Raw genomic sequence first — 16196 nt, forward strand, 5'->3', positions numbered from 1 at the left:
ATGACCAACAAACGGAAGCATGAAAAAAAATAAAATCAGTTTCATAGAAGCGGCCATGCAGTTCAAACAGGTGACCATCGTAGTGGTGGTGCTGTTACTGCTGCTGGGGCTCTATTCCCTCCTGAACATGCCCAGGGCGGAAAATCCGAAGATAGATATGCCAACAGCGATGGTATATGCTTTTTACCCCGGCGCCGATGAAGTACAGATGGAAAAACAGGTGACCAATAAAATCGAACAATACCTGTTTTCCTTTGAAGAAGTAAACAAAGAGAAAACCAAGTCCCAAACTAAAGACGGACAGGTTTTCATCACCGTAGAACTGCACACCCGCATAAAAGACCGTAAGAAGTTCTGGAGCACCCTGCAGCACGGCCTCAACAGCGCCGCACCGCAGATACTGCCCCAGGGCGTTATAGGCCCGATCGTAAACAGCAATTTCGGCGACGTGACGGCACAGATCATCACCGTGTCCTCACCCCAACGCAGCTACGCAGAAATAGAAAAATACCTGGATAAAATAGAAGACGGGCTCAAGACCATTCCGGAAGTGTCTAAAATAAACCGGTCCGGTGGCCAAAAGCAACAGCTCTATGTTACAATCGACGATCAAAAAATGCAGCAGTATGGTTTTGACCTGTCTACTATTATCCGGACATTACAGATGCAGAATATCACCGGCTACTCCGGTGAAATGACCATCTCCTCCAACACCTTTCCGGTATTCACCAACAGTCGCTATAAAACGGCAGATGATCTGGGGAACCAGATCATTTATACCACGCCGCAAGGCACCGTGGTACGCCTGCGTGACGTGGCCCGCATAGAACGGCGTTATGAAGAACTATCTTCGTTTATCCGTATCGGTGACAACAAGGTGATGATGCTCGCCATCGAGATGCAACCCGGCAACAACATCGTACAGTTCGGCCACCTCGTGGAAGACCGGCTGAAAACGCTGGAGCATGACCTGCCTCCCGATGTAAAAATCAATACCATCGTCAACCAGCCCGAAGTGGTAGATGAAAGCATCCGTCACTTCATGAAAGAATTCGGTATGGCGATCGCCTCTGTGATCATCGTGGTGATGTTGCTGCTGCCGTTCCGTGTAGCCGCTGTATCTTCCCTGGCGGCGCCCATCTCCATCCTGATCACCTTTGGCCTGATCAACATCATGGGAATAGAGCTGCACCAGGTAACGCTGGCCGCGCTGATCATTGTGCTGGGCATGGTGGTGGATAATGCCATTGTGGTAGTGGACAACTACATCGAAAAACTCGATGAAGGCATTACCCCGTGGACCGCAGCCTGGCAGGCGGCCCAACAGCTGTCGCTCCCCATTTTCACCGCTACGCTGGCCATCATCTTCGCATTCGCACCGCTGGCGCTCTTTATGAATGGCATATCCAAAGACTTCATTGCCGCGTTGCCGGTGACCGTCGCCGTAGCGCTGATCACCTCCATGGCCGTAGCTTTGCTGCTCACGCCCTATACCTGTTATGTGTTCATCAAAAAAGGGTTGAAGCATAAAGTCAGCACCACCAAAAAGAGCAAAAGCCTGCTCGACAGATTACAGCACTCTTTTAACATTGCAGCAGAGGCGGCCTTCAACTATCCTAAAACGACCGTTGGCGTGGCAGTAGCTGCCGTTGTACTGGCGATCGTACTGGCAGGAAAGGTGAAGCAGGAATTCTTCCCGCTGAGTGAAAGCAAACAATTCAATGCCGAAATATGGATGGCCAATGGCACATCCCTCGAAGAGACAGAGCGGGTGGTGAAGCTGGTAGAGAAAGAACTGCAGAAAGACAAGCGGGTGACCGGCATCGCCAGCTTCGTGGGTTCCAGCTCCCCCCGCTTTAACGTGACCTATGCACCGGAGATGCCGCGGCGGAACTTCGCACAGGTATTTATCACTACTACCGGCAGCGATGCCACCAACGAACTGGTGAAAGAATACCTGCCCCGGTTTGAGAATTTTGTTCCCAACGGATATGTGCGCCTACGCCAGTTGAGCATGCAGGAAGGTTCCCCGCTGGCTGTCCGTGTCATCGGCGAAAACATGAGCGATCAGAAAAAGGTAGCCGCACAGATCAAAGAGATCCTGCAACACACCGCCGGCACCAACTGGGTACGGACAGATTATGAAGATGACTACCTGGGCGTGAGCCTCCGCATCAGGGAAGATGCAGCAGCGCGGCTGGGCGTGCCCAATCAACTGATCACCCAGACGATAGGCGCCGGACTGAAAGGTTTTGCCGTATCACAGCTCTGGGAAGGTGATAAGCCCGTAGATATCTTCCTTCGTATGGAAGCCGGCAGCCGCAAAGATTTCAACGATCTGAGCAACCTGCACCTGAATAGTATGTATGGCGCCAAAGTGCCGTTGAAAGAAGTGGCCGAACTGCAACCTTCCTGGCATACCGGCGTCATCGCACACCGTAACGGTCTGCGTACCCTCACCGTGCTGTCTGAAGCACAGAAAGGCATTATGGCCTCAGAAATCCTGAAAAAGGCCCGGCCGGAAATTGAAAAACTGCAGTTGCCTGCCGGTATCCGTATACAATATGGCGGCGATGCTGAATCATCCGCAGAGAACGCGCCGGGAATGGGCAAAGCGCTGGGCACGAGCCTGATACTGATCCTGATCACGTTGTTGTTCCAGTTCAAAACTTTTGGTAAAACACTGATCATCCTCGCCACCTTCCCGCTTAGTCTGCTGGGCGCTTTCCTGGGCCTGTATCTCACCGGCAATCCCATGGGCATGACCGCCTTCATGGGTATCATCAGCCTCATAGGTATTGTGGTGCGCAATGGTATCATCCTCGTAGACTATGCCGATGAACTGATCCGCGACCACGGCTATACGATAAAAGCCGCCGCACTCAGCGCCGCCAAACGACGTATGCGTCCCATCTTCCTGACATCGGCAGCCGCCGCCATCGGCGTAGTGCCGATGATCATTGGTAAATCGCCGCTGTGGGCGCCGTTGGGCAGCGTACTGGCCTCCGGCCTGATCGTGTCCATGATATTGACGCTGTTTGTGGTGCCCGTGCTGTATTATCTGTTTGTACGCCCGGCACCAGAACCGGTAACAGCACCGGACCATGACGCCGAGATCATGTACAAACCAGCCCATTAATTTATCCGCAGGCGGCCATCGCGCCGCCTGCCATTAAAAAAGACAATCATGAATTTCAGAATAATATGCACGCTGGCAGCGGCCATGGCTGTGCAACAGGTTTCCGCGCAGGCGCCCGTGCTCACCGTCGCCGACTGTCAGCAGATGGCGATCACACAAAATAAAAAGCTCAAAGCCGCACAATACCAGATAGACGCTGCCAATGCCGCCGTGCAGTCGGCCCATGCCGGTGCTTATCCTTCCATCGACGGGTCTGTGATGGGCGTTTACCTGGGCAAACCGATCGGCGGCGCCCTCAACGGCATGATACCGGAATATGTCGGCAGCGCCTCCGTGTCCGTCACCCAGCCCATTTATGCCGGCGGCAAAATACAGCTGGGCAAAGCGGCGGCTGCCAAAGGGGTGAGCATACAGCAGGAGCAAAAGGCACTCTCCACGGCAGACGTGTTGTTTAATGTCAACAAAGCCTACTGGCAGGTAGTACAGGTGAAAGAGAAAATCATCCTCGCCCAAAAATACCAGGAGATGTTGCAGGGGCTACAGCGTGAACTGAAAAACGCCTACGATGCCGGCCTCATATACAAAAATGATTTGCTGCGGGTAGAAGTAAACCTGAACGAAGCCTCCTTACAGCTCAACCAGGCCCATGACGGCCTGGTGATGGCCAAACTGGCATTGGCGCAGGTGACCGGTATGGCCGGGCAGACTGATTTTAACGTAGCCGACTCCGTTAGTGGCGAGTTCCCCGAACAGACATCCCCGGACCTCGCCTCCGCCGCGGAGAACAGGCCGGAGATACGGCTGTTGAACCGTGTGCTGGAAGCAGAACAGCTGCAACGCAAAATGCTGAAAGCCGATTTCCTGCCCACTTTCGGCGTGAGCGCTGCCGGGATGGGCGCCGCCGGCAAAAAGGTGAACATCAGCAATGGCAAAGACCTGATGGCCTCGTGGTATGGGATCGCCAGTATCAGCGTCCCTATTTTCGACTGGGGTAAAAAAGCGGGGAAAGTGAAAGAACAAACATGGAAGATCGCTGCCCGTCAACAGGAGCTGGACAATACCAAAGAACTGCTGGGCCTTGAAGTGCAGCAGGCTTATCTGGCGCTGAACCAGTCCGTGAAAAAGATCCGGACCTCTCGCCTGTCACTGGAGCAGGCCGCAGAAAACCTCAAACTGGCCAACGACCGGCTCAAAGCGGGCACTATCACCGGCAAAGATGTGCTGGAAGCACAAACGATATGGCAACAGGCCTATAGCAGCAGCATTGATAGTAAAGTAGAATACAGGATACAGGAAGCAGCATACAGGAAAGCAACCGGCACTTTGCATTAACCTACATAAAACAATGTTGTATGAAAGAAGAATGGCATCAACTGCTCGACAGCAGCACCACCCTCTTTGCCCGGAAAGGCATCCGGGCTACCAGCACCGATGAAATTGCCCGGCACTGCGGGCTGCATAAACGATGCTTCTATGAACATTTCAACAGCAAAGAAAGTCTGGTAGCCCGTATCATCAGCACCTGGCTGGAAAAAACCGACCGGTACCTGTCATTCAACCGGCACATCTCTTCCAATGCCATTATTGAGATGAGCAATTTTTTCCGTATAGCCGAAAGGGTGGTACAGACTATTCAGCCCGTCTTTTTCCGGGACCTGCGGGAGATGTATCCTTCCATCTGGGCCAGCGTGGTGCATTTCCGTGAAAACCAGCTGGCGGCTTTCCTTCGGCTGAACATACGGAGAGGGCTGCACGAAGACATTTACCGACGTAATCTCGATCAGGCGTTACTGGAAAAGTTGTATTTCACCCCCCTGGCGCTGGTCGTGGAAGACAGAATCCCACCGGAATGCCCCATCCCCAGCGCCTGCCGGGAGCTTAATATCATCTATCTCCACGGACTGGTGAACCTGAAAGGCATGAAATTCATCTATGAAAAACAGGTAAATTAAACCCCGGGCACTGGTATCTACCGGTGCCTTGTTTATTTATGGGATTTAACTATTTTTCAGGCTTTTTACACAAGCCTGTACCATGTACTATAAATTATCCATCCTGTTGCTGCTCCTATGGCTGTTTGCCGGCTGCTCCGGCAAAACCGTTTACAATGCGGATGCGGCTGAAAAAGAGGCCCGCCATATTGTTGACAATCTTGACAAGCCCGCCACTATCAAATATTTTCAGGAACAGTACTTTAATCCTGACAAGGTAAACGATCTGATAAAAAAGTTACAGGCCTGTAACTGGAAGGCGAAAGAATGCTGGAATACTTCCACCGGGATGACTTATGAAAGCGGAAAGACGACTGCACATTTCAGTTACGCATGTACTTCTGTCTGTGGTAAAATCGCTTTCACCTTAACATTTAACGTTGATCATGATAAACCGGAGCTGGTCAATTTAAAAGTAGAAGAATCATTAGGGAACGAAAAGTAAGTATAAAAAAGCCGCTGTAGCACATTACCACAGCGGCTTTTCCGTGATCACCACTGCTCTTCCTCCCGCGGAATAAAATACCCTTTAATACAGTTAGGGTTGCGGATACAAATCTGGATGTGGGTTTTGTCGAAGAAGCCGGCGTCTTCGTAGATCGGGGTGCCTTCGATGAAAACGCCTCTGACAGAGTCGTAGGGTTTTACTCCCTTCCGGCGCATCCCTTCATGCAACGATTCAATAACCTGGCAGTCTAGTTCGCGAATTACCTTATCCTTTAGATTGTCGGCGCTACGCCTATTCCTATTATGCGGTAGTACATCTCCATCTTCAAGGGAGGCTTCCAACATCGTAAAGGAGTAGCCGACAGCTTTAATTCCCCTGGCATCAGTTAAATCCAAACAATAGTCCAAACTGATAACTGCTCCCAATACAGCTGGATGTATTATTTTTCTTCCATCTGGCGGATGGGTCACAAATTCCAGGGCTCGTTGATAGTTACTTTGCCAGAAGTAAATTCCATGTCCCAGCCATTCGTACTTTCCCGTACTGGGACGAAGTTTTTTTCTTTCAGTGATGACATCGTCCCGTAAAGAGCGTTCACAACCGTGAAAGCCGATGATTAATCCGGGCACGGCGGCGTACATCGAATCGGAGATTATTCGGGTCATTTTTCAAACAATGGTTTTAGGGTACAAAAAATTATTTATGTCGTTTAAGTCTCATTAATTTGGCTACATCCTTCGCTTTTCGTCGCGTGCTCTTTTTACGCCAGGGAATTCTCTTTTTAGGGCGAACTAATAAGTGATATACTCCTGCATCAATCAGATATTGCTTTTTTTCTTCCTTTGTAAGCGTGGCGATGCGCTTCGTTTCCTCTTCCAGCATTTCCATCACTTGCTCGAAATGCTCACCAGGGCTTCCTACATATCGATATTTGGGTCTTTCTATCATAACAATTTTTTAAATAGTTATAAAAATGCTTACAGGAAATACAAATCCACCCTCATCCTGCATGTTGTGAGAGATATGGGGGATTTAAAAAATACTTAGAGAGAATAATTACCTATTGCTGCCTTAGCCCCGGGGCGAACTATTAAAGGACATACCCCGGCATCTTTCCGGTATTGGCCAAACCTCTGTCGTAAGGGTGGCGATTTGTTTTTTGAACATCGCTTCGATCGGCTGAAAGTGCCCGGCTATTGCCCTGAAATACTTGTTTTGTGGTCTTTCCATTCGTAACGCTTTTTAAATTTTTAATAATAAATACTTACAAAAAAGTAAAAACAAATACTAATCAATTAATTAGATATAAAGCGAAACGATAAAATATCAATATAATTATTTACAAATATGGTTGTTTTACAAATATACAGGATTAACCATTACACCCAAAAAAAAGGCACATTTTCCCATATCCGTTCCCGTTCCCCGCTAAATTGTTTAAGCGAATTTTAAGGTTGATCCCTCCTTTACATCCTTTGATATTCCCTATCTTGCCCCCCGATTTAGCAGACTGGCCATGTGAACAAACCCCTTACCGGCAAGGTAATATTACCGGTGATTGAACAAAAACCGCAACACAACAGTAATTATCTATAGCAAACAGCACAAATCAGGAATGCGTTACGCCATTTTTCTTATCTTCTCGTGTACGGTAGGCCTGCCTCTCATATCGGAGGCACAGACTACCCTTACCTTGCCAGGAGCACTCCATGCCGCCAGAGACAACAACCCTTTCCTTAAACCGGCCAGACTGAACACGGCCGTCGCCCAAAGCGATGTGGTCACGGCACGGCTCAGGCCCAACCCGGTTTTGAACAACCAGACGCTGCATATGGCCAACTCCAGTCAGTGGGCGCCGGACACTAAGTTCCTCGATGGAAAGAACAACCAGTACTGGTGGCAGCTGACCAAACAGTTCCAACTGGCCGGTCAACGGAAATACAAACAACAATACGCTGCCGGAAATGTGTCCGTCGCTGAAAAAGCCTATGCCGACACGGAAAGGGGCGTACTCACCGAAACGGGCAACAAATGGCTCGATGTCTGGTACAATAAAGTCAACCTGGAACTGATCCTTGAAGCCAAACAGAACGTCGACAGCCTCGTTAAAACACAGGAAATCCGCCTGAAAAACCAGGTGATCAGCTCCAGTGAACTGGCCCGTACCCAGCTACTGCTGGAACAATACCAGATCGAATACCAAAACGCCACCCAACGCTATCGCAATGAACTGCAAAGCCTGAAACTGCTGACCGGTCAAACCGACAGCGTGGCCATCGACGATCAGGACCCGGTCATGTCACTGGAAATGACCCAGCAGCTCGACAGCCTCCTCTCCCTCTCCCTGGCCAAACGCCCGGATGTACAACAGGCACAGGCCACCATCTCAGCAGCGAAAAGCAATATCTCCCTGCAGCGGTCACTGGCCATACCCTCCCCGGAACTGGGCTTTATCTGGAACCCCCAGAACAGGGTACCCTACTTCGGCCTGTATGCCACGATAGAACTGCCTTTCTTCAGCCGCAACCAGGGGGAAATAAAAAAATCCAAAATACTGCTGCAACAATCGGAGCAGTCCCTGTCAGCCCTGCAACAGCAGGTCGGTACCGAAGTACAATCCACCTGGCGTATCTATCAGGTAAACCGGGAAACAGTCGACAAATACAAAAATATCCTGCCCAAAGCAGAAAACATTTTGCAATCAGTAAAGTACGCCTATACGAAAGGCGGTACTACCATCATAGATTTTCTGGATGCACAACGGACCTGGTTTGATACCCAGAAAATGTATTACGACGCACTGTACAACTACCGTAAAAGCTACCTACAATTATTACAGGTAACCGGATTGATTAATCAACTATAATTTAACAGATGACAAAGACTGCCTTTGGCTTATCGATAGCAAGCATCGCATGGCTGGCTATGTCTTGCGGACAGCACCATGAAAACAAGCCTGCCGCCGCCACCAAAACCGTGGTGGAAGACAGTGGACGCACCATTAAACTGCCCCCCGACAGCCTTACCCTACACTTTTTCAAAACTGAGGAAGCCACCCAGAGCGACCTGAACGCCGAACTGATGGCGCCTGCACACGTGGCCGCCACCGTGGTACGTTCCAACGGCAACGCCTCACAAAACATCGTCCTGTTCGACAATCCGGACATCACCGCCAGCTACACCGAAATGTTGCAACATATCATCAACATCCGGGAAAAAGGCAACATCATCCGGCAGAAAAAAGCGATCGCCGCCCAGAAACAAATAGAACTGGACCGCTTTAAAGACCTCGCCGAACACGGCGCCGGCACCGGCAAAGACGTGTCTGATGCCAAAACCGAACTCATCTCCGCGCAGACAGACATGGCCATCGCGGAAACAGACCTCGCCAATGAAAAGACATCTATCATCGAGCATGAATCCAAACTGAAACTGGCCGGCTTCGATCCGCAATCGCTCGTAACCGCCAAAACCGATAAAACCTGGCTCATCTGCGAAATGCCGGAAAACCAGATCACCAAAGTAAAAGAAGGCAGCAGCTGTAAACTGCAGTTCAACTCCTACCCCGGTGAAACCTTCACCGGCGTCATCGAAAACGTGGGCGAGGTGGTAGACAATATCACCCGCATGGTGAAACTGAGAATTACCATTGCCGATATCCAGCATAAGCTCCGCGCCGGCATGTATGCCACCGTTAAATTCGGTGTCAGTGAAGGCAACACCCTCTCTGTACCGCGCGCCGCCGTGGTGACCGTGCAGGGCAAAAACTATGTTTTCGTCAGAACAGATGACCGCACCTTCGTTCGCCGCGAAGTGCTGACCGCCGCTCAGGTAGGCGATCGCATGGTGGTGCTCACCGGCGTGCAACCCGGCGACAAAGTCGTTACTGACGGCTCCATGCAGTTAAAAGGTATTTCATTCGGCTACTAAAAATACAGTTATGCTACAGGCACAAATCTTTATCGACAAAGATGATATGTACGGTACCCGCCCCCTGTACGAATACATCATGCAGCTCCTGATGAACAACAACGTCAAAGGAGCTACCGTATACCGCGGTGTCATGGGCTTCGGCATCAACCAGCGCATGAAACGCCCGGATGAAATCTTTTCTTTTGACGAACCTCCCATGATGATCACCCTCATAGATGAAGATGAAAAAGTGCGCGAAGTGCTGACACTGCTGAGGAGTACCTACAAAGGAGGCTTTATTATTACCCATCACGTAGATCAATTTGAAGCATGATCCGTAACATTCTGATATTCTCTTTACGTAACCGTTGGGCAGTCATCATTGGTGCTGTGGTCTTGTCGGTAATCGGTTACTGGTGTTTTACCCAGCTGAAAATTGAAGCCTACCCCGATATCGCCGACACCAACGTGATCATCGTAGCGCCCTTTGATGGCCGCGCCGCTGAAGAAGTGGAGCAACAGGTAACGATTCCCATTGAACGGGCACTGAACAACGTGCCCCGCGTGCTCGACCGCAGAAGCCGTACCATCTTCGGTCTCTCCGTAGTACAGCTCACCTTCCAGGACGGCACCGACGATTACTTCGCCCGTCAACAGGTAATAGAAAGACTCTCTTCCCTTTCCCTGCCGGAAGGCGTTACGCCGGAACTGGCGCCACTCACCACCGCCGTAGGCGAGATTTACCGCTACGTGGTGGAAGCACCTCCCAGCTTCACGCCCATGCAGCTGAGAGACTTACAGGACTGGGTGATACGCCCGGCCATCCTGCAAGTGCCCGGTATTGCCGATGTGACCAACTTCGGCGGACCACTCAAACAATTTCATATTCTCACCTCTCCGGACAAACTGCGTAAGTACAACCTTACCCTGCAGTCTGTCATCGATGCGGTACAGAAAAACAACCTCAATACCGGCGGTAACGTCATCGAACGCGGCGGCCAGGGTTTCGCTGTGAGAGGCCTCGGTGCGGTAAAGTCTGAAAAAGACCTCCGCAACATCGTGCTCACCGCGGTAAACGGCGTACCGGTATATGTAAAAGATGTGGCTACTGTGGAAACCGCGCCCCCGCCGCCTTCCGGCGTAATGGGCTACGCGGTGCCCGATGAAAACATCGACAAGGTAGGTTCTCCCGAAGGCATCATCCTGCTGCGCCGTGGCGAAAACCCCAGTATCGCACTGAAAGCGCTGAAGGAAAAACTGGCCCTGCTGTCGGAAACAGAACTGCCGGAAGGCGTGAAACTGCGCGTGCTCTATGACCGCAGCTTCCTGATCGATCACTCCCTGGAAACCGTGGCACATACCCTCTTTATGGGCGTCAGCATTGTGGTGATCATCCTGGTGTTTTTCCTGGGCAGCATCCGTTCGGCGCTGGTAGTAACTGCTACCATCCCGTTCTCCCTGCTGTTTGCGTTTATCCTGATGCGGCTGACCGGCATTCCGGCCAACCTGCTGTCACTCGGTGCTATCGACTTCGGTATCATCGTAGACGGCGCCTGTGTGATGGCCGAACACCTGATACGCCGCTATCGCAATGCTACGCCGCAGGAGAAACAGGGCGGTATCATCGGTATTACCCTCTCTGCTGCACAGGAAGTAGGCCGTGAAATATTCTTCTCCGTAACCATTATCATCCTCGCCTATACGCCGATTTTGATGATGACCCGCGTGGAAGGCAAACTCTTCTCTCCCATGGCCCTGACACTGGCTTTTGCCGTGATAGGCGCTATGATCTGCGCCCTCACGCTCATACCGGTGCTCATCTCCTATGCCTACAAAAAAGCGTTGTCGTCCGACAAACCCATGAAGGAACACCGCAACAGGATATTGGATTTTCTGGAACATCTGTATCAGCGATCGCTCAATTTCTTCCTGCGCTTCCACCGACAAACGGTGATCATCGCCACCATTATCATTGTGCTGATGATAGGCCTCGCCGGCAAGCTGGGTACGGAATTCCTTCCTGAACTGGATGAAGGCTCCATCTTCATGCGTTCGTTTATGCCTGCGGGCGTAACCATCCAGGAAAACGCCAAGATCGCCCCCATCATCCGGAAGGTGATCTCCTCCTATCCGCCGGTGAAATACGTGATCACCCAAACCGGCCGTAACGATGATGGTACCGACCCTTTCCCGGCCAACCGTACCGAGATACTCGTGGGCCTGAAGGATTACAAACTGTGGAGCGATACCATCACCAAAAAGGAACTCGTTAAACGTATACAGGCCGATCTGGAAAAAAATATTCCGGGCACCTCTTTCAACTCCGGTCAGCCGATCATTGACCAGGTAATGGAAATTGTGACCGGTAGCGCTGCTGATCTGGCGATCTCCGTTGTGGGCGACGACCTCGCCCTGATGCGGCCCAAAGCCGATAGCATCGCGGCGATCGTGAAAGCCACGCAGGGCTCTGCTTCCGTGAACATCGAACAGGAAGGCACCCAGGCGCAGCTGGCCATCAACATCAACCGTGAAAACGCCGCCCGCTTCGGTATCAATGTCAGCGATATCCAGGCCATGATTGAAGCCGCTATCGGTGGCAAACCGATCGGTACATTATACGACGGCACCAAACGGTACGATATCGTTATCCGTTACCTGCCACAGGACAGAAGTACGGTGGAAGCCATCCGTAACCTCCAGATACCTGCCGCCACCGGCGCGCTGATACCGATGGACCAGCTGGCGGATGTCCAGTTCATCGACGGGCAGACCAACATCTACCGTATCGACGGCAAACGTATGGTGACGGTACGTACCAACGTAAGAGGCCGCGACCAGGGCTCTTTTGTAAAAGAGTTACAGGAAAAAATCGATAAAAGCGTACATGTGCCCAAAGGCTATGATATTATCTATGGCGGTCAATACGAGAACCTGGAACGTGCCGGCAAGCAGCTGTCACTCACCATTCCGCTGACCATCGTAATAGTGTTCGTATTCCTGTTTATGCTGTTTAAGAGCATGAAACACACCTTCGTGACCATGAGTTGCATACTGGTGGCCCTGGCCGGCGGTATCGTGGCGCTGTTCCTCCGCGGCTACCACTTCAACGTGTCTGCCGGCGTAGGGTTTGTGTCCATCTTTGGTATCTCGGTGATGGCCGGTGTGTTGCTGGTATCGGCGCTCAACCGCGAGATGTACAAATCTCCCCTCACCCTGCGCGCTTCCGTGCAACGTGTAGCGGTAGACCAGTTCAAGGCCATTATGATGATGCTGATGGTAGCCATCATTGGTCTGGTGCCCGCCGCCATCAGCACCGGTATCGGTTCTGACGTGCAAAGGCCGCTGGCAACGGTGATCATCGGTGGACTGACCTTCACGCTGCTGTTTACACCGGTGGTGATCCCACCGCTGTACTACTGGGCTGAGAAGAAAAGACACCCGCAACCGCCGTCACCACAGGAACCTGCGGAATAAGCTGATTTAATACATTGAGGAAAAGGGCTGGCCTTTGGGCCAGCCCTTTTTTATCCCCGGTATGTTGGTTTTCGGGAGATGTCTGACTGCCTGCGAACGCCAGTCCCCTGAGTTACCGCCACATCGCAGCGGCATACGGATGTTCATTTTGGTCCCGGAGCTGAAGCCCCGGGCCACCGGCTACCCAAAAAAGATTTTTCATTTTATACCAAATGGTATAATTTTGTTTCATCAAACGTGGAGAATATGAACAAAGCAGCCAGAACGAAACAGTTTATCGTAGAAAAGACCGCTCCTGTGTTCAACGAGAAGGGATATGCCGGCACCTCGCTGACAGACATGACCAATGCTACCGGACTAACGAAAGGCAGCATATATGGTAACTTCGCTAATAAAGACGAAGTGGCGCTGGCGGCTTTCGAGTACAATATCCGGCAGGTGACGGATATTGTGCGGCAGGAAAAAGCGAAGCAGGAAACCTACCGCGGCAAGCTGCTGGCTTATGTGCATGTATACACTAATTTTCTGAAGCATCCATTCCCCACGGGCGGTTGTCCTATCCTGAATACCGCCACGGAAGCAGACGATACGCACCCTGCCCTCAAGCAGCGCGCGGCGGAAGCCGTGAGCAAATGGAAAGAGAGCATCGAACGGGATATCACGCATGGCATCCGTCAGGGAGAATTCAGTTCACAGACCAATCCGGAACAGGCAGCGCTTACCATCATCGCCATGATAGAAGGCTGTATCATGATCACCAAGCTGACCGGTAAAATGCATTACCGCAATGCTATTATGCAATCGCTCGAAACCTTTGTGGGCCAACTCTGATCATGGGGCTAATTTTTTTATTGCGCTATTTTTTTATTTTTAAATATACCGATCGGTATAAACATTTTAACATGAAAACAGCAGGTAACACAGTATTAATCACCGGTGGCAGTGCCGGCATAGGACTGGCGCTGGCACAGGCATTATCAGCGGCGGGCAACCAGGTGATCATCACCGGCAGAGATGAAGCGCGGCTGCAACAGGCAGCTGCCGCCACACCCGGACTGGTCCCCATCGTATGCGATGTCACCAAAGACTCACAGGTAAAAGCGATGGTGAAAACGCTGCAACAGGACTATCCGCAACTCAATATCCTGATCAACAATGCCGGTAAAGCACATGCCTACGCATTGACAGACACGGCCCGCGCCATCGATAAAGCGGCAGATGAAATGCTGACCAACTACCTCGCGATCCTGCAACTGACGGAATATCTGCTGCCATTACTACAGCGCCAGCCGGAAGCAGCCATCGTGAACGTCAGCTCCGTTACAGCCCTGGTGCCGTTTACCGCAGTGCCTACCTATGCGGCCAGCAAAGCAGCGCTCCACTCCTACACCCAATCCCTGCGGGTATCGGTGGCGCCTATACGCGTATTTGAACTGATGCCGCCCATGGTGAATACCGATTTCTCCCGCGAAATTGGCGGCGATAAAGGTATCCCGCCGCAGGAAGTAGCCGCCGGCTTTATGGAAGCGCTGAAAAATGATGAGTATGAAATCCATATCGGTCAAACCCGGCAAGTATGGCAACTGCTGCAATCCACCTCACCGGCACAGGCCCTGCAAACGGTCAATGCCATCCGTTCCTGATTTTTTCGCCACAAAATATACCAATCGGTATGAAAAATAAAATACTGGTGGTCGCGGTCATCGCCGCGGCCATCATGGAACTGATAGACACTTCCATCGTCAACGTGGCCTTGTCGCACATGAGCGGCAACCTCGGCGCCACGCTGGAAGACACCTCCTGGGTGATCACCGCCTACGCCATCGCCAACGTGATCATCATCCCCATCACCAGTTTCCTCGCCGCCAGACTGGGGCAGCGCAACTATTACATCGGCTCCATTCTTGCCTTCACCTTTTTCTCGTTCATGTGCGGGCAGGCCACCAATATCTGGACGCTGGTGATCTTCCGCTTCCTGCAAGGCATCGGCGGCGGCGCATTACTATCGGTATCACAGGTGATCGTGTTCCGGCAATTTCCGAAAGAAAAACAGAACGTGGCCAGCGCCATTTTTGGGATAGGCGTATTCGTTGGGCCGACCATCGGTCCTACGCTTGGCGGCTATATCACAGAGTTCTACAGCTGGCCCTGGATATTTTATATCAATGTGCCTATCGGTATACTCGTGGCCTTTGTTTGTTACCTGCTGCTGGACGAACCACCCAAACAGCCGCAGCCTGCCCGCATCGACTGGACCGGCATCATCCTGCTGGCCGTTGGCGTGAGCGCATTGCAGACGGTGCTGGAGCGTGGCGAAACGGACGATTGGTTTGAAGCAGCCTACATCACCTGGCTGAGCGTCATAGCCACATTGGGCATCGGCATCTTCATCTGGTGGGAATTACGTATAGCCCACCCCGTAGTAAACCTGCGGGTATTAAAAAGCAGAAACCTCAGCGTAGGCGCCATACTCACTTTTGTATCGGGCACGGGCATGTTCGCCTCCGTATTCCTGACGCCGGTGTTTGCCCAGCGGCTGCTTTATTTTACCCCGCTGCAAACGGGGATGTTGTTGTTGCCCGGCGCCTTTCTCGCCATCGGTGGACTGGTGATCAGTGCGCGGCTGCTACAGCGGGGGCTTTCACCGCTGTACCTCATATTAGCCGGCATGAGCATGTTCATCCTCTTCAGCTGGCAAATGTCGGAGTTGAACCAGAACGCCACGGCGGCAGCCATCAGCGGTTCGCTGATATGGCGCGCCCTCGGCATGGCGTTGATGACAGTGCCGCTTACCACGCTCGCCGTATCATCGCTGGCGCCTGCCGACATTCCACAAGGTGCGGCATTGAACAACATGATGCGGCAACTGGGAGGTTCCTTTGGCATTGCGCTGATCAACACCTACCTCGCAAAACGCAATGCCCAGCACCGTTACGATCTGGTGAGCCATCTCGATCCCTCAAATCCGGCCGTGTATAACCGTTTGCACGGCTATACGCAGTTTTTCCAGAGCAAGGGAGCGTCCACGTCGCATGCGCAGCAGCAGGCAGTGCAACTGCTGGACCATAGCATCACGCGGCAGGGAATGCTGCTCAGTTTCAGCGATGCCTTTCTGGTGATGGGACTCGTATTTTTGGTGTCGTTGCCATTGCTGTTGGTGGCTTCCGGCCGGAAGAAGAATACGCCTCCCGTAGTGGCCATGGACCACTAATATTATCATGTACAGATTTTC

Annotated in this window: 13 protein-coding genes; 11 read left to right on the top strand and 2 right to left on the bottom strand. The window is 51.8% G+C overall.

Annotated elements, in window-relative coordinates; translation table 11 throughout:
• Window positions 1-19: 19 nt before the first annotated feature.
• From ICL55_RS15185 to ICL55_RS15200, 4 genes are all read left to right on the top strand, one after another.
• Window positions 20-3139, top strand: coding sequence for an efflux RND transporter permease subunit (locus ICL55_RS15185; RefSeq protein ID WP_223151462.1), 3120 nt, complete (start codon window positions 20-22; stop codon window positions 3137-3139).
• Between the two features lie 48 nt (window positions 3140-3187).
• Complete coding sequence (locus ICL55_RS15190; protein ID WP_188098694.1) at window positions 3188-4471, top strand: TolC family protein; 1284 nt, start codon at window positions 3188-3190, stop codon at window positions 4469-4471.
• 20 nt (window positions 4472-4491) lie between these two features.
• Window positions 4492-5091: a TetR/AcrR family transcriptional regulator gene (locus ICL55_RS15195; RefSeq protein WP_188098696.1), complete on the top strand. Its 600-nt coding sequence runs from the start codon at window positions 4492-4494 to the stop codon at window positions 5089-5091.
• 82 nt (window positions 5092-5173) lie between these two features.
• Window positions 5174-5575 carry a hypothetical protein gene (locus tag ICL55_RS15200; RefSeq protein WP_188098698.1) on the top strand — a complete coding sequence of 134 codons (402 nt, stop codon included), beginning with the start codon at window positions 5174-5176 and terminating at the stop codon, window positions 5573-5575.
• Window positions 5576-5622: 47 nt separating this feature from the next.
• On the opposite strand, the gene ICL55_RS15205 is transcribed toward ICL55_RS15200, so the two are convergent.
• Together ICL55_RS15205 and ICL55_RS15210 are read right to left on the bottom strand one after the other, a co-directional pair.
• Window positions 5623-6243 (bottom strand): hypothetical protein, encoded by a 621-nt coding sequence (locus tag ICL55_RS15205; protein WP_223151463.1) that lies wholly within the window; start codon window positions 6241-6243, stop codon window positions 5623-5625.
• A 31-nt stretch (window positions 6244-6274) separates the two neighbouring features.
• Complete coding sequence (locus tag ICL55_RS15210; RefSeq protein ID WP_188098700.1) at window positions 6275-6526, bottom strand: hypothetical protein; 252 nt, start codon at window positions 6524-6526, stop codon at window positions 6275-6277.
• A gap of 667 nt (window positions 6527-7193) precedes the next feature.
• Here ICL55_RS15210 and ICL55_RS15215 point away from each other — a divergent pair.
• The 7 genes from ICL55_RS15215 (at window position 7194) to ICL55_RS15245 (ending at window position 16175) form a co-directional block, all read left to right on the top strand.
• A complete protein-coding gene (locus ICL55_RS15215; RefSeq protein ID WP_188098702.1) occupies window positions 7194-8444 on the top strand; it encodes a TolC family protein in 1251 nt (416 codons plus the stop codon).
• An 8-nt stretch (window positions 8445-8452) separates the two neighbouring features.
• Window positions 8453-9508 carry an efflux RND transporter periplasmic adaptor subunit gene (locus tag ICL55_RS15220; protein ID WP_188098704.1) on the top strand — a complete coding sequence of 352 codons (1056 nt, stop codon included), beginning with the start codon at window positions 8453-8455 and terminating at the stop codon, window positions 9506-9508.
• A gap of 10 nt (window positions 9509-9518) precedes the next feature.
• Window positions 9519-9824: a DUF190 domain-containing protein gene (locus ICL55_RS15225; protein ID WP_188098705.1), complete on the top strand. Its 306-nt coding sequence runs from the start codon at window positions 9519-9521 to the stop codon at window positions 9822-9824.
• Entirely contained in the window at window positions 9821-12964 is a 3144-nt protein-coding gene (locus tag ICL55_RS15230) for an efflux RND transporter permease subunit (protein ID WP_188098707.1), read from the top strand. Before ICL55_RS15225 ends, ICL55_RS15230 begins: the two co-directional genes overlap by 4 nt.
• A 246-nt stretch (window positions 12965-13210) precedes the next feature.
• Window positions 13211-13795, top strand: a complete 585-nt coding sequence (locus tag ICL55_RS15235; RefSeq protein ID WP_188098709.1) for a TetR/AcrR family transcriptional regulator — start codon at window positions 13211-13213, stop codon at window positions 13793-13795.
• A 71-nt stretch (window positions 13796-13866) separates the two neighbouring features.
• On the top strand, window positions 13867-14607 hold the full coding sequence (locus tag ICL55_RS15240; protein WP_188098711.1) for an SDR family oxidoreductase: 741 nt from the start codon (window positions 13867-13869) through the stop codon (window positions 14605-14607).
• A 29-nt stretch (window positions 14608-14636) separates the two neighbouring features.
• Window positions 14637-16175, top strand: coding sequence for a DHA2 family efflux MFS transporter permease subunit (locus ICL55_RS15245; protein ID WP_188100578.1), 1539 nt, complete (start codon window positions 14637-14639; stop codon window positions 16173-16175).
• Window positions 16176-16196 lie beyond the last annotated feature (21 nt).

It is taken from the genome of Chitinophaga varians, assembly GCF_014529945.1.
GTDB classification, from domain to species: domain Bacteria; phylum Bacteroidota; class Bacteroidia; order Chitinophagales; family Chitinophagaceae; genus Chitinophaga; species Chitinophaga varians.

Excerpts from the sequence above, each read along its gene's own strand:
- ICL55_RS15185 (WP_223151462.1), top strand. The coding sequence starts at position 20 with ATGAAAAAAAATAAAATCAGTTTCATAGAAGCGGCCATGCAGTTCAAA.
- ICL55_RS15190 (WP_188098694.1), top strand. The coding sequence starts at position 3,188 with ATGAATTTCAGAATAATATGCACGCTGGCAGCGGCCATGGCTGTGCAA.
- ICL55_RS15195 (WP_188098696.1), top strand. The coding sequence starts at position 4,492 with ATGAAAGAAGAATGGCATCAACTGCTCGACAGCAGCACCACCCTCTTT.
- ICL55_RS15200 (WP_188098698.1), top strand. The coding sequence starts at position 5,174 with ATGTACTATAAATTATCCATCCTGTTGCTGCTCCTATGGCTGTTTGCC.
- ICL55_RS15205 (WP_223151463.1), bottom strand. The coding sequence starts at position 6,243 with ATGACCCGAATAATCTCCGATTCGATGTACGCCGCCGTGCCCGGATTA.
- ICL55_RS15210 (WP_188098700.1), bottom strand. The coding sequence starts at position 6,526 with ATGATAGAAAGACCCAAATATCGATATGTAGGAAGCCCTGGTGAGCAT.
- ICL55_RS15215 (WP_188098702.1), top strand. The coding sequence starts at position 7,194 with ATGCGTTACGCCATTTTTCTTATCTTCTCGTGTACGGTAGGCCTGCCT.
- ICL55_RS15220 (WP_188098704.1), top strand. The coding sequence starts at position 8,453 with ATGACAAAGACTGCCTTTGGCTTATCGATAGCAAGCATCGCATGGCTG.
- ICL55_RS15225 (WP_188098705.1), top strand. The coding sequence starts at position 9,519 with ATGCTACAGGCACAAATCTTTATCGACAAAGATGATATGTACGGTACC.
- ICL55_RS15230 (WP_188098707.1), top strand. The coding sequence starts at position 9,821 with ATGATCCGTAACATTCTGATATTCTCTTTACGTAACCGTTGGGCAGTC.
- ICL55_RS15235 (WP_188098709.1), top strand. The coding sequence starts at position 13,211 with ATGAACAAAGCAGCCAGAACGAAACAGTTTATCGTAGAAAAGACCGCT.
- ICL55_RS15240 (WP_188098711.1), top strand. The coding sequence starts at position 13,867 with ATGAAAACAGCAGGTAACACAGTATTAATCACCGGTGGCAGTGCCGGC.
- ICL55_RS15245 (WP_188100578.1), top strand. The coding sequence starts at position 14,637 with ATGAAAAATAAAATACTGGTGGTCGCGGTCATCGCCGCGGCCATCATG.